The sequence below is a fragment of the Pseudomonas sp. AC532 genome, assembly GCF_979258965.1.
In genome coordinates this window covers 2133826-2147240 of sequence record NZ_OZ409888.1, presented here as the reverse complement: position 1 = coordinate 2147240, position 13415 = coordinate 2133826, and the positions used below count along the sequence as shown (strand labels likewise).

Sequence of the window (13415 nt, the reverse complement as noted above, 5' to 3'; positions counted from 1 at the left end):
CAGTGAAAAGCACTGCCTTCCACTTTCTATACTGTACGCATCGACTTCTCAAATCGTAATACGCCAGTGCATCGTCGCGGCGAGGAGAACAACATGCGGGTTCTGGTGCTCGGTAGCGGTGTGATCGGTACGGCCAGCGCGTATTACCTGGCCCGACAGGGTTTCGAAGTGGTGGTGGTGGATCGTCAGAATGGGCCCGCCCTGGAAACCAGCTACGCCAATGCCGGCCAGGTGTCGCCGGGTTACGCTTCGCCGTGGGCGGCTCCGGGCGTGCCATTGAAAGCCATCAAATGGTTGCTGCACAAGCACGCGCCGCTGGCCATAAAGGCCACTGGCGATGTCGATCAGTACCTGTGGATGGCGCAGATGCTGCGCAATTGCACGGCCCGCCGCTATGCGATCAACAAGGAGCGCATGGTGCGCCTGTCCGAGTACAGCCGCGACTGCCTTGACGAGTTGCGAGCGGAAACCGGCATCGGTTACGAGGCGCGCCAACTCGGCACTACCCAGTTGTTCCGCACCCAGGCGCAGCTCGACAACGCCGCCAAGGATATCGCCGTGCTCCAGCAGTCGGGCGTGCCCTATGAACTGCTCGACCGCGCCGGCATCGCCAAGGTCGAACCGGCCCTGGCCGGCGTCGCCGACAAGCTCGCCGGCGCCCTGCGGCTGCCCAATGATCAGACCGGTGACTGCCAGCTGTTTACCCGCAAGCTGGCCGAGATGGCGGCCGCGCTGGGGGTGCAGTTTCGCTTCGGTCAGACCATCCAGCGGCTGGACGTTGCCGGCGATCGCATCAACGGTGTGTGGGTCGATGGCAAGCTGGAAACCGCCGACCGTTACGTGCTGGCGCTGGGCAGCTACAGCCCGCAGTTGCTCAAGCCGCTAGGCATTCGCGCGCCGGTTTACCCGCTCAAGGGCTATTCGCTGACGGTGCCGATCATCAACCCGGACATGGCGCCGACCTCGACCATCCTCGACGAGACCTACAAGGTCGCCATCACCCGTTTCGACCAGCGCATCCGCGTGGGCGGCATGGCCGAGATCGCCGGTTTCGACCTGAGCCTCAACCCGCGCCGGCGTGAAACCCTGGAGATGATCGTCGGTGACCTGTACCCGCAGGGCGGCGATCTGGGCCAGGCCGACTTCTGGACCGGCCTGCGCCCGGCGACGCCGGATGGCACGCCCATCGTTGGCGCCACGGCATACCGAAACCTGTATCTGAACACCGGACACGGTACCCTAGGCTGGACCATGGCCTGTGGCTCTGGGCGGTTTCTCGCCGATATCATCGCCAGGAAGCGCCCGCAGATCAGCAGCGAAGGCCTGGATATTTCCCGTTATGGCACAACCAAGGAGTCCCACACGCATGTCCATACAGCGCCTGCGAACTGAACCGCGTCTGAGCGAAATCGTCATTCACAACGGCACCGTCTACCTGGCCGGCCAGCTGGATGAAAACCACAGTGACGGCATCGAGGCGCAGACCAAAGCGACGCTGGACAGCATCGACACCTTTCTCGCCGAAGCCGGTACCGACAAGACGCGCATCCTGTCGATCACCATCTTCCTGAAGAACATCGATGATCGCGATGGCATGAACACCGTCTGGGACGCCTGGGTACCGGCCGGCCATTCGCCTGCTCGTGCGTGCGTCGAGGCCAAGCTGTACTCGCCGGACGTGCTGGTCGAAATGACCGTGATTGCTGCTTTACCCTAAGGGGCGGGCTTACGATTTACCGCGATGTTCCGGCGGCAATAATGCAGCAGCAGACGTAGGGTGGATGACGCTCTTTTCATCCACCATTGCGATCGCAGAGCGGTGGACGGGTCGGGCCGCGTAGGTGAGGCGTCGTCCACCCTACGACCGTGGGAGCGGGCCGTGCCGGCGAATAATCACGGGCATGGCCCGTTCCCACAATGAATCACCGAAAGTCTGTTTTCGCCTTAGTAGTGTTTTCTTCCGTTATTCGAGATAACCATGCGTCCCGCCCGTGCCCTGATCGATCTACAAGCCCTGCGTCACAACTACCAACTGGCCCGTGAACTATCCGGCGCTCGCGCGCTAGCGGTGGTCAAGGCGGATGCCTACGGGCACGGCGCGGTTCGTTGTGCCAAGGCGTTGCAGCGTGACGCCGATGGCTTTGCAGTCGCGTGTATAGAAGAGGCACTGCAACTTCGCGAGGCGGGCATCAGCGGGCCGATTCTGCTGCTCGAAGGCTTCTTCGAGGCGGCCGAGCTGGCGCTCATCGACCGGCATGACCTGTGGTGCGTGGTGCATGCGCACTGGCAGCTCGACGCCATCGAGCAGGCCAAGCTGGCGCGCCCGCTGAACGTTTGGCTGAAGCTCGACAGCGGCATGCACCGTGTCGGCTTTCACCCGGCCGACTACCAGGCTGCTTACCAGCGTTTGCTGGCCAGTGGCAAGGTGGCGAAGATCGTGTTGATGAGCCATTTCGCCCGTGCCGACGAACTCGACAGCCCGCGCAGTGAGCAGCAACTGGCGGTGTTTCAGGAGGCACGCCAGGGGCTGGCCGCCGAGGTCAGTCTGCGCAATTCGCCGGCACTGCTTGGCTGGCCGGCGATTCCCAGTGATTGGGTGCGGCCCGGCATCATGCTCTACGGCGCCACGCCGTTCGAGCAGCCCCACGAGGCAGCGTCTCGCCTGCAGCCAGTGATGACCCTGGAGTCGCGGGTGATCAGCGTGCGTGACCTGCCCGCCGGCGAGCCGGTCGGCTACGGGGCGCGCTTCACCAGCGAACGGCCAACCCGCGTGGGCGTGGTCGCCATGGGCTACGCCGACGGTTACCCGCGGCATGCGCCAACCGGCACCCCGGTGCTGGTCGATGGCCAGGCCTCGCGCATCATCGGTCGGGTGTCCATGGACATGCTTACCGTCGACCTCAGCGACCTGCCCGGCAGTGGCCTGGGCAGTAGCGTCGAATTCTGGGGGCGCAACGTGCTCGCCAGTGACGTGGCGCTCGCCGCCGGAACCATCCCTTACCAGCTGTTCTGCAACGTGCGCCGCGTGCCGCTGGTCTACAGCGAGGGCTAGGGCAGGTTGTGTCAGCGTGTTCAGGCTGTTGTAAATACTGAACACTGTTGCCATGATACGGCCAAATTCCTTGTCTTCTCTGGGGGCATCCTGCATTGGACGTCGGTCTTCGCCTGCAATCCATCCGTAAGCTCAAAGGGCTCTCCCAGCGCGAACTCGCCAAGCGGGCAGGGGTCACCAACAGCACCATCTCGATGATCGAGAAGAACAGCGTAAGCCCCTCGATCAGCTCACTGAAGAAGGTATTGGCGGGCATTCCCATGTCGCTGGTGGAGTTCTTTTCCCTGGAAGCGGAGCAGGACAACCAGGTGCAGGTGGTCTATCGCGCCAGCGAGCTGACCGACATCCATAGCGGTGCGATCACCATGAAGCTGATCGGCAAGGCGCATCCGAGCCGGGCTATTTCGTTTCTTGACGAAACCTATCCGCCGCACAGCGACACCGGCCTGGAGATGTACGCCCACGAAGGCGAGGAAACCGGCATGCTGGTCGAGGGTCGTCTCGAACTGACCGTCGGCGATGAGGTGTTCATTCTCGAAAGCGGCGACAGCTATTACTTCGAGAGCAGCAAGCCTCACCGCTTTCGCAATCCCTTCGATCAACCGGCCCGGTTGATCAGCGCGACCACTCCCGCGAACTTCTGAATCGGCGACCGGCAGGGTGTGATTCACGCTGCCGTTGATCTGCGTCATGGGTTCAATACCCCTGCGACAAGTTGGGATATTTTCGGCGTTTCGACCTGCCGTTATACTGCGCGGGCTTGCGAAACCGTGGCCGCAGGCGTGACCAGCCGCCCATGAGGGCAACCGTGTGAACCCAATTCGTAGCAGGCTGGCGGTACCGGCGATGGTGCTGGCGCTGTTGGCCCTTAATGCTCAGGCAACTACCGACCAGGCGATTGCCGAGCGGATCAAGCCGGTCGGTCAGGTGTGTATTGCCGGGCAGGCCTGCGACGGCATCGAAGCCGCTCCCGCGCAGGCCGCCAGCACGGCACGGAGCGCCGACGATATCGTCGCCCGGCATTGCACCGCGTGCCACACGCCAGGGCTGCTCGGTGCGCCGAAGATCGGCGACAGTGCTACCTGGAAGGCGCTCGCGGACGAGCAAGGCGGCATGGACGCAATACTCGCCAAGGCCATCGAAGGCATTAATGCCATGCCACCGAAAGGGACCTGTGGCGATTGCTCGGATGACGAATTGCGTGCCGCCATCGAGAAAATGTCCGGTCTTTAACTGGCGATTTTTCAAGGCATAGAGCCGCCTGCAGGCGGCTTTGTTGTGTCAGCACGATGACAACATGCAGCAAAAGCGACGAAGCGGCAGTCCAACGACCACTGCCGTGACCATTGACTGGAGAGCTGCATGCCCCATGAGTGTTCGATCGAGCAAGCTGTCGACCGCGTTCTGGATGAGATCGACGGGCCCATACACCTGGGCCTGCCGCTGGGTCTGGGCAAGCCGAATCGCTGGGTGAATGCCCTCTATGCACGGCTGCGGGCGTTGCCCGACCGGCAACTGACCATCTACACCGCCCTGTGCCTCGGCCGGCCGCGGGCTGGCCAGGAACTGCAGCAGCGGTTTCTCGAACCCTTCGTCGAACGTGTGTATGGCGACTATCCGGAGCTGGATTTTCTCGCCGACCTGCAGGCCGATACCTTGCCCGCCAACGTCCGCGTCGAACAGTTCTTCCTGCAACCCGGCAGCCTGCTCGACAGCGATCCCGCGCAGCAGGACTACACCAGCAGCAACTACAGCCACGCAGCCCGTGACCTCAATGGCAAGGGTGTCAACGTGATTGCCCAACTGGTCGCCGAGGACGCCACGCGGCCTGGGCACTACAGCCTCAGTTGCAACCCGGACATCACCCTGGACCTGCTGCCTTTGCTGCAGGCTCGCCGTGGGCGTGGCGAAACCATCCTCTGCCTGGCTCAGGTGCACGAGCGCTTGCCGTACATGGCCGGCGATGCCGAATTGCCTCGCGACACCTTCGATATCCAGTTGCAGGAGCCCGAGCGCGCCACGCTGTTCTCCACGCCGAACATGCCCGTCACGGTGCAGGACCACTGCATCGGCCTGCATGCCAGCGCGCTGGTGCGTGACGGCGGTACCCTGCAGATCGGTATTGGTGCGATGGGCGATGCGGTGAGCGCCGCGTTGCTGATGCGCCATTGCGACAACGCGCGCTACCGCGCGGTGTTGGCGGACCTGAACGAAGGTCGGGCGCATCCGCTGCTCGGCGTTATCGGCGAGCAGCAACCCTTCGCCGATGGCCTGTATGGTTGCAGCGAGATGTTCGTCAACGGCCTGCTGGCGCTGGCGGAAGCAGGCGTGGTGCGCCGTGTCGTCTACCCGGACGTGCGCGTGCAGCGCCTGGCCAGCGCCGGTGCGCTGGACGCCCAAGGCCAGCCTCGTAGCGTACAGGCCCTGCTGGATGCCGGCCTGCCGGAACGGCTCGACGAAGCCACCCTGAACTGGCTGCAGGAGGGTGGCCTGCTGGCCGCCAACCTCAAGTTGCAGGGCGAAAACCTGCTGTTGCCGACCGACCAGCAGTGTTCCACCGAGTTGTCCGACCCGCTCAGCCAGGCCGCGCTACGCGATTACCTGACCCCTGCCACGCAGGGCGTGTGCGTGCACGGCGGCTTCTTTCTCGGCCCCCAGTCGTTCTATCAGCGCCTGAACGAGATGGACGGTGCTGGGCGCAGCCGCTTCGGCATGACCGGCATCGGCTTCATCAACGAGCTGTACGGCCAGGAGGAGCTCAAGCGCCTGCAGCGCGTCGAGGCGCGCTTCATCAACAGCGTGTTCACCGTCACCCTGCTCGGTGCGGCGGTGGCCGATCAGCTGGAAGACGGCCGGGTGCTCAGCGGCGTGGGCGGGCAGTACAACTTCGTCGCCCAGGGCCATGCCCTGCCACAGGCGCGCTCGATTCTGCTGCTGCGCAGCTGGCGCGAATCGGCGGGGGAGGTGAGCTCGAACATCGTCTGGGATTACGGCCACGTGACCATCCCGAGGCACCTGCGCGATGTGGTGATCACGGAATACGGCATTGCCGACCTGCGCGGCAAGACCGACGCCCAGGTGATAGAAGCCCTGCTGGGCATTAGCGATTCACGGTTCCAGGGCGAACTGGCGGCGCGGGCCATCGAGGCCGGCAAATTGCCCAAGGGCTTTGAGCTCGATCCGCGCTTTGCCGAGAACACCCCGCAGCGCCTGCAGGCGCTGGCGGATCGGCACGCCGAGTTGTTCGTGGAATACCCGCTGGGCAGTGACTTCAGCTCCCAGGAACAGGAACTGTTACGCGCCCTGACCTGGCTGAAGGGCAAGTTCAGGTTGAGCGAGGTACTGGAGCTGGGCAAGGCGGCATTCGATGCGCCACCTGCCGACGCCTTCCCCGACCACCTGCAGCGCATGGGGCTGGAGCAGCCCGATGGTCTGCGCGAGGAGCTGTACCAGCGGCTGCTGCTGGCCGGGTTGCAGGCAACCGCTACTCGAGGAAGGTGACCTTGCCGCCGGCCAGGGACTGGATACGTGCCAGGGATTCGATGCGGTAACCCTCGGCGTCCAGGGCAGCGCGGCCGCTCTGGAACGATTTCTCGATCACCACGCCGATACCAGCGATGCTGGCGCCGGCCTGGCCGACCAGGTCGATCAGCGCCTTGGCGGCGTGGCCGTTGGCCAGGAAGTCATCGACCAGCAGCACGTGATCGGTGGCATTCAGGTGCCTGGAGGAGATCGCCAGGGTGCTCTCGGTCTGCTTGGTGAACGAGAACACCTTGGAGATGTACAGGTTGTCGGTGAGCGTCAGCGACTGGTACTTGCGGGCGAAGATCACCGGCACGCCGAGTTCCAGGCCGGCCATCACCGCAGGGGCGATACCCGACGCTTCGATGGTGACGATCTTGGTGATGCCCTGGCCCTTGAAGCGCTCGGCGAACTCGTGGCCGATCTGCTGCATCAACAGTGGGTCGATCTGGTGATTGAGAAAGGCGTCGACCTTGAGCACCTGCTCGGACAGGACGGTACCTTCACTGCATATCTTCTGTTTCAACGACTCCACGATCGATCCTCTGGGCTCAAGAGCAAAGCAGCGGATTTTCCCTCAAATTGCTGCGCATTTGTAGCGAAACCGCAGGCGATATCGCCCCAGGTCCGACGGCTGACGCGCGCGGCGGGGACGGGCAGCACGGGTACTGGCTCATGCGCTCCTGGTCAGACGCCGCAGAATGTCCTTCGGGATGCCGCGGGTATCCAGCGGCAGCTTGTCCGGCGCCGGCTCCAGGCCCAGCTCGAACAGCCAGTTGAGGGCGTACTCGCGCAGCTGTTTCTGTTCATAGGCATGCCACTGCTGGCGCAGTGCCGGAAAGAAATCGATCTCGTAATCGAAGGCGCGCAGTGGCTTGCGGCCGGTCAGCGCGGCGCTGAGCAGCGGGTGTGCATTGAGGTCGGTAAGGGTGAACAGAAAGGATTCGCGCAGCGCCACGCGCTGCGCGGTGTCCAGGTTGGGCACCGCGGCGTAGCGGTCAGGCTGCAATTGCAGTTGCTGGCGTTGCTCGCTGTCCTGGTCGTCAGGTGCCAGGGTCAGCACCGTACCGGCCTCCATGTCCAGCCAGTGCTCATGGGTCTCGCGACCGTTGATCAGGTGGGTCAGGGTATCGAGGTCGAGAGTGAGCGTGCGCATGGTGCCGGGCCTCTTGCAGAACGAGCGTGACGAGTGTCGGGCCGGCAGTTGCCGCCAGCCTCTCACTCTGACTACGAAATGTTACGCAGGTGCCCGTCGAGGTCGCGGGCCCGGTGAAAACCCGGCCTGGGTCGAGCAGGGCACTCCCCCGGCAGATTTCAGGCTGACGCTGCGCTCGACCCGGCGCAGCGTCAGCGCTTGAGCATGGCGCGCATGTTGGCCAGCGCATCGTTTCCGCGCGCCGCCTTGACTTCCACGGGGGCCTCTTCCTGGCCTTCCCACACCAGGTCCTCTGGCGGCAGTTCATCGAGGAAGCGGCTCGGCGTGCACTCGATGATCTCGCCGTACTGCTTGCGCTTGGCAGCGAAGGTCAGGGCCAGGTTGCGCTTGGCGCGGGTGATGCCCACGTAGGCCAGGCGCCGCTCTTCCTCGATGGTGTCAGCCTCGATGCTGGAGCGGTGGGGGAGAATCTCCTCCTCGAAGCCGATGATGTACACCGAGGGGAATTCCAGACCCTTGGAGGCGTGCATGGTCATCATCTGCACGCCGTCGGCACCTTCTTCTTCCTCCTGCTGGCGTTCGAGCATGTCGCGCAGCACCAGCTTGCCGATGGCGTCCTCGATGGTCATGTCGCCCTCTTCATCCTTGTCGAGGGTGTTCTTCAGGGCGTCGACCAGAAACCACACGTTGCCCATGCGCGCATCGGCGACCTTGTCGCTGGAAGCGTTCTGGCGCAGCCAGTTCTCGTAGTCGATGTCCATCACCATGCTGCGGATGGCGGCAATCGGCTCATTGACCACGCACTGTTCGCGCACGCCGTCCATCCAGCGCTTGAAGCGCGCCAGGCGCTCGGTGTAACGGCTGTCCAGGTGCTCGCCGAGGCCGATCTCGTCGCTGGCAGCGTACATGCTGATCTTGCGCTCGCTGGCGTAGTTGCCGAGCTTTTCCAGTGTGGTGGAGCCGATTTCGCGGCGCGGCACGTTGATCACCCGCAGGAAGGCGTTGTCGTCGTCCGGGTTGACCAGGAGGCGGAAGTAGCTCATCAGGTCCTTCACTTCCTGGCGGGCGAAGAAGCTGGTGCCGCCGCTCAGGCGATAGGGGATCTGGTGGTGCTGCAGTTTGAGCTCCATCAGCTTGGCCTGGTAGTTGCCGCGATAGAGGATGGCGAAATCGCTGTAGGGCCGCTGGGTACGCAGGTGCTCGGTAAGGATCTCCAGGGCCACGCGCTCGCACTCGGCGTCTTCGTTGCGGGTGCGGATCACACGGATCTCGTCGCCCATGCCCATCTCGCTCCACAGCTGCTTCTCGAACGCGTGGGGGTTGTTGGCGATCAGCACGTTGGCGCACTTGAGGATGCGGCTGGTGGAGCGGTAGTTCTGTTCCAGCATCACCACCTTGAGCGACGGGTAGTCTTCCTTCAGCAGGTTGAGGTTCTCCGGCCGCGCGCCCCGCCAGGCGTAGATCGACTGGTCGTCGTCGCCAACCACGGTGATCTGGTTGCGCATGCCCACCAGCAGTTTCACCAACAGGTACTGGCTGGAGTTGGTGTCCTGGTATTCGTCGACGAGCAGGTAGCGGATGCGGTTCTGCCACTTTTCGAGGATGTCCTGGTGCTCCTGGAACAGCTTCACCGGTAGCAGGATCAGGTCGTTGAAGTCCACCGCGTTGTACGCCTTGAGCGTGCGCTGATAATGCAGGTAGACGATGGCGGCGGTCTGCTCCTTGGGGCCGCGGGCGTTGGCCAGGGCCTCGTCGGGCAGGATCAGGTCGTTCTTCCAGCTGTCGATGGTGCTTTTGATCTCGTCGGCGCCGTCGTCGCCGGCGTATTCCTTCTGCATGATATCGGTGAGCAGCGCCTTGATGTCGCCGTCATCGAAGATCGAGAAGCCAGGTTTGTAGCCCAGGCGCGCGTACTCCTTGCGGATGATGTTCATGCCCAGGTTGTGAAAGGTGGATACCGTCAGGCCGCGGGCTTCGGCGCCCTTGAGCAGGGTGCCGACACGCTCCTTCATCTCGCGCGCGGCCTTGTTGGTAAAGGTCATGGCGACGATGTGCTGGGCGCGGATGCCGCAGTTCTGCACCAGGTGGGCGATCTTGCGGGTGATCACGCTGGTCTTGCCGGAGCCTGCGCCGGCGAGCACCAGAAGAGGGCCGCCGACGTAGTTCACGGCTTCCTGTTGCCGGGGATTGAGTCGGGACATCGTGTCTATCGCAAAGGGAAAGGGCCGCGCATTTTAGCTGAAACTCATCGGGTGTTCGTGGCTTTCATGGGGCGACCGACGGCCGCGGCCTGTGGCGCCCCTGAGGGGAAGCTGGGAGGCGGCGATGGCGCCAAATTGGTGGCGACTTTCGTCGATGGGCTTGTCGGCTCTGCCGGTTTATCGCAGGATGTCCCGCGTTCCACACGGAAGTGCTTGATTTGACGCCGGATAATGGCGCGCCAGGGGGCGATTTCAGCGCCCATATTTTCGTGCATCGGGGGAGCTTTCTTGAGCGCATTCGTCGAGCCATTGCGCCTGGTCCTGCTGGCTGAAACGCCGCTGTGGGGCGAGCTGTTGCACGAGCGCCTGGAGGCCCTCGGCGACCCGGCGCCCTTGACCTGCGTGCCAGACTGGGCAGCCGCCGAGGCGCTGCTGGCACAGGCCCATGACGCCGTACTGCTGGCCACTCCCGCCTGCCTCCCTGCCTCGGACGATTGCCGCGTACCGATCATCCTGCTGCTCGAATGCGAGCCCGAACAGGTGCCGGACCCGGCCTGCGACTGGCTGGTACGCGACCAGTTGAGCGATGACGTGGTGCGCCGCTGCCTGCGCTACGTGCGGGGCCAGAGCCGCCTTCGCGCCACCCTGCAGGACCTGGCCGAGCAGGATGCGCTGACCGGCATCGCCAACCGGCAGGGCTTCCAGACCCTGCTGGCCGCGCGCCTTGGCGATCACGGCCGACGTGGCCTGGCCCTGGTGCACCTGGATCTCGACAACTTCCACCAGGCCAACGACACCCTTGGCCATCGCGCTGGCGATCACCTGATCCAGCAGGTGGTGGCCCGCCTCAAGCTTCATCTCGGGCGCGGTGATCACCTGGCTCGCCTGGGTGGCGACGAATTCGCGCTGCTGCTCGACCGCGACGACCCAGCCAGTGTGAGCAGTTGGGCGCAGCGCGTGGCCGATGCGCTGGGCGAACCTTACTGGGTCGAAGGCGAAAGCCTGGTGCTGGGCTGCAGCCTCGGCGTCGCCCGTGCCAAGCCGGTCAGCAACGCCGACACGCTGATGTGGCACGCCCATGTCGCCATGCAACAGGCCAAGGGCCGTGAAGGCTGCACCTTCCACCTGTACGACGAGCGCCTGGATCACGACATGCGCAGCCAGGCCGACCTGCAGCGCGAATTGCGCCGCGGCCTGCGCCGTGAAGAGCTGCAACTGCACTACCAGCCGCGGCTTTGTCTGCGCACGGGCCGTATCGTCGGTCTGGAGGCGCTGGTGCGCTGGCAGCATGACCGGCTAGGTCTGCTGATGCCCGGCTCCTTCGTGCCCATGGCCGAGGAGTGCGGGCTGATCGTGCCGCTTGGCTATTGGGTGATCGACCGTGCGCTGCGCGACCTGCAATGGCTTGGCGAGTGCGGTCATCCGCAGTTGCACATGGCGGTCAACCTGTCATTCCGGCAGTTCCAGGACAGCCAATTGTTGCCGACCCTGGAGCGCCTGATCGAAGGCTGTGGCATCGACGGTCGCTGGCTGGAGTTCGAACTCACCGAAACCGCGGTGATGCGCCGCAGCGATTACGTGCAGCAGACCATGCACCGGCTTGGCCATCTCGGCGTGCGCTTCTCGCTGGACGATTTTGGCACCGGTTTCTCGTCGTTCGAGCACCTCAGCAACCTGCCGATCGCCCTGCTGAAGATCGACCGCAGCTTCGTCACCGGCATGGAGCTGAACCCGCAGAGCCAGCGCCTGGTTCAGGCGATGATCAACCTGGCGCATAACCTGGAACTGCAGGTGGTCGCCGAGGGCGTGGAAAACGCCGAACAACTGCAACTGCTGCGCGAGTTCGGCTGCGATCAGGTACAGGGCTATCTGGTCAGTAAGGCGATGCCGTTGGCCGAGCTGGCGCGCTTTCTGTCGGCGGGCGTGCGCCAGTCGCTGCGCTGCGGTCGACCCTAACCGCTGCAATGGCAGCCGCTTATTACAGGTAGGCCTGCATGGCTTTCGGCCGTTGCAGGCGCGCAGTCTTCCAGCGAAAGCCCAGCACCAGGCCGCTCGCCGTCACCGCCAGGCCCGCAGCCAAGCCCCACCAAACGCCTTGGGCGCCCCAGCCGGCCGGGAAGGCCAGCAGCCAGGCCAGCGGCGCGCCAATGCACCAGTAGCCGGTCAGACCGATTACCAGAGTCAGGCGACCGTCGTTAAGGCCACGGATCGCGCCCATGGCGATGCTCTGCAGGCCGTCGAACAGCTCGAACCAGGCGGCGATCGCCAGCAGGCTCACCGCCAGGGTGACGATATCGGCGAACGCCGGATCGTGGCGGTCGAGATACAGGCCGATGATCCATTCCGGCAGCAACCAGAACGCCAGGGCGAACAGCAGCATAAGCACGGCGCCCATACCCATGCCCAGGTGCCCGGCCAGGCGCGACAGGTGCAGGCGGTCGGCGCCGTAATGCATGCCGACCCGAAAGGTCACCGCATAAGAAAGACCATGGGGCACGATAAAGGCCAGGGCGACCGATTGCATGGCGATCTGGTGCGCCGCCAGCTGCACGCTGCCCAGGGCGCCCATGCACAGGGTGGCGAAGGTAAACAGGCCCTGCTCGGCCGCGTAGGTGCCGCCAATCGGCAGGCCAAGGCGCAGCAGGGCACGGATTTCGGCGCGCTGTGGGCGACCCAGGCCACCGCGCAGCTTGTAGCGCTGGTAGGTCGGCGACATCAGGATGTACAGCCCCAGGGCCAGCGCCATGGCGCTGCTGACCAGCGCGGTGGTCAGACCGATACCGCTCAGGCCCAGGTCTACACCCAACCAGCCTTTGATCAACGCATAGTTGATGACAAAGTTGGCAAGGGTGCCGACGATGCTGATGGTCATCACCGGGCCGGGACGGCCGATGGCGCTGGTGAAGCCGCGCAGGGCCATAAAGCACAGGTAAGCGGGCAGGCCCAGCGACAGCGGGCGCAGGAAATTCATGGCCTGACTGGCGGCGTCGGGGTCCTGACCCAGGTGCGGCAGCAGTGGGCCAAGGCCATTGAGGCACAGCGCGCTGATGACGCCCAGCAGCAGGGCCAGCCACAGGCCATTGCGCAGCAGGCGAGTGACGCCTTGCGGGTCGCCAGCGCCGTGGCGAATAGCGATCATGCTGCCCACGGCGGCGATCACCCCCGTGCAAAAGATCGAGAAAATGAAGTAGCAGGTCGCGCCCAGCGCGCCGCCGGCCAACTGCCCGGGACCGAGCATGGCCATCATCAATGTATCGGTGAAGATCATCAGCGCATGAGCCAGCTGCGCAGAGATCAGCGGGCCTGCCAGGCGCAGCAGCGCACGCAGCTCGTGAACAAGGGGATTTTTCATGATGAGCAAAACTTCAGTAGGGTAACCATCCCCAGACTGTCGGGAGATGAGCAATGACGGCTATTCTCGGGTTTGTAGCCAGTGCCCACAAAAGGAAAATAGCGATGCTAGGCATGATTAAAACTCATGGTT

11 protein-coding genes are annotated in these 13415 nt (G+C 64.1%); 7 read left to right on the top strand and 4 right to left on the bottom strand.

Going from position 1 to position 13415, the window contains the following annotated elements; all coding sequences use genetic code 11:
• The first annotated feature begins 93 nt into the window (after positions 1 to 93).
• The 6 genes from dadA to ACZ0AV_RS10205 all read left to right on the top strand — a co-directional run bounded on the left by dadA (position 94) and on the right by ACZ0AV_RS10205 (position 6553).
• The gene (dadA, locus tag ACZ0AV_RS10230) at positions 94 to 1392 is read left to right on the top strand and encodes a D-amino acid dehydrogenase (protein WP_499150941.1); all 1299 of its coding nucleotides are present in this window, start codon (positions 94 to 96) and stop codon (positions 1390 to 1392) included.
• Positions 1367 to 1717, top strand: coding sequence for a RidA family protein (locus ACZ0AV_RS10225; RefSeq protein ID WP_499150940.1), 351 nt, complete (start codon positions 1367 to 1369; stop codon positions 1715 to 1717). The genes dadA and ACZ0AV_RS10225 overlap by 26 nt, the downstream gene beginning before the upstream one ends.
• Positions 1718 to 1978: 261 nt before the next feature.
• Positions 1979 to 3052, top strand: coding sequence for an alanine racemase (gene alr, locus ACZ0AV_RS10220; protein WP_499150939.1), 1074 nt, complete (start codon positions 1979 to 1981; stop codon positions 3050 to 3052).
• Positions 3053 to 3147: 95 nt separating this feature from the next.
• Positions 3148 to 3696, top strand: a complete 549-nt coding sequence (locus tag ACZ0AV_RS10215) for a cupin domain-containing protein (protein WP_499150938.1) — start codon at positions 3148 to 3150, stop codon at positions 3694 to 3696.
• 202 nt (positions 3697 to 3898) lie between these two features.
• Positions 3899 to 4285, top strand: a complete 387-nt coding sequence (locus ACZ0AV_RS10210) for a c-type cytochrome (RefSeq protein ID WP_499153342.1) — start codon at positions 3899 to 3901, stop codon at positions 4283 to 4285.
• 129 nt (positions 4286 to 4414) lie between these two features.
• Entirely contained in the window at positions 4415 to 6553 is a 2139-nt protein-coding gene (locus ACZ0AV_RS10205; RefSeq protein ID WP_499150937.1) for an acetyl-CoA hydrolase/transferase C-terminal domain-containing protein, read from the top strand.
• On the opposite strand, the gene ACZ0AV_RS10200 is transcribed toward ACZ0AV_RS10205, so the two are convergent.
• From ACZ0AV_RS10200 to rep, 3 genes are all read right to left on the bottom strand, one after another.
• Complete coding sequence (locus ACZ0AV_RS10200) at positions 6537 to 7109, bottom strand: xanthine phosphoribosyltransferase (protein ID WP_499150936.1); 573 nt, start codon at positions 7107 to 7109, stop codon at positions 6537 to 6539. The two genes, ACZ0AV_RS10205 and ACZ0AV_RS10200, sit on opposite strands and share 17 nt — an antisense overlap.
• Positions 7110 to 7247: 138 nt before the next feature.
• On the bottom strand, positions 7248 to 7730 hold the full coding sequence (locus ACZ0AV_RS10195) for a UPF0158 family protein (protein ID WP_499150935.1): 483 nt from the start codon (positions 7728 to 7730) through the stop codon (positions 7248 to 7250).
• Between the two features lie 191 nt (positions 7731 to 7921).
• Entirely contained in the window at positions 7922 to 9931 is a 2010-nt protein-coding gene (gene rep, locus ACZ0AV_RS10190) for a DNA helicase Rep (RefSeq protein WP_499150934.1), read from the bottom strand.
• Between the two features lie 288 nt (positions 9932 to 10219).
• Between rep and ACZ0AV_RS10185 the strand changes: the two genes are divergently transcribed.
• Entirely contained in the window at positions 10220 to 11887 is a 1668-nt protein-coding gene (locus ACZ0AV_RS10185) for a putative bifunctional diguanylate cyclase/phosphodiesterase (protein ID WP_499150933.1), read from the top strand.
• 22 nt (positions 11888 to 11909) lie between these two features.
• On the opposite strand, the gene ACZ0AV_RS10180 is transcribed toward ACZ0AV_RS10185, so the two are convergent.
• Positions 11910 to 13283: a NorM family multidrug efflux MATE transporter gene (locus ACZ0AV_RS10180; protein ID WP_499150932.1), complete on the bottom strand. Its 1374-nt coding sequence runs from the start codon at positions 13281 to 13283 to the stop codon at positions 11910 to 11912.
• Positions 13284 to 13415 lie beyond the last annotated feature (132 nt).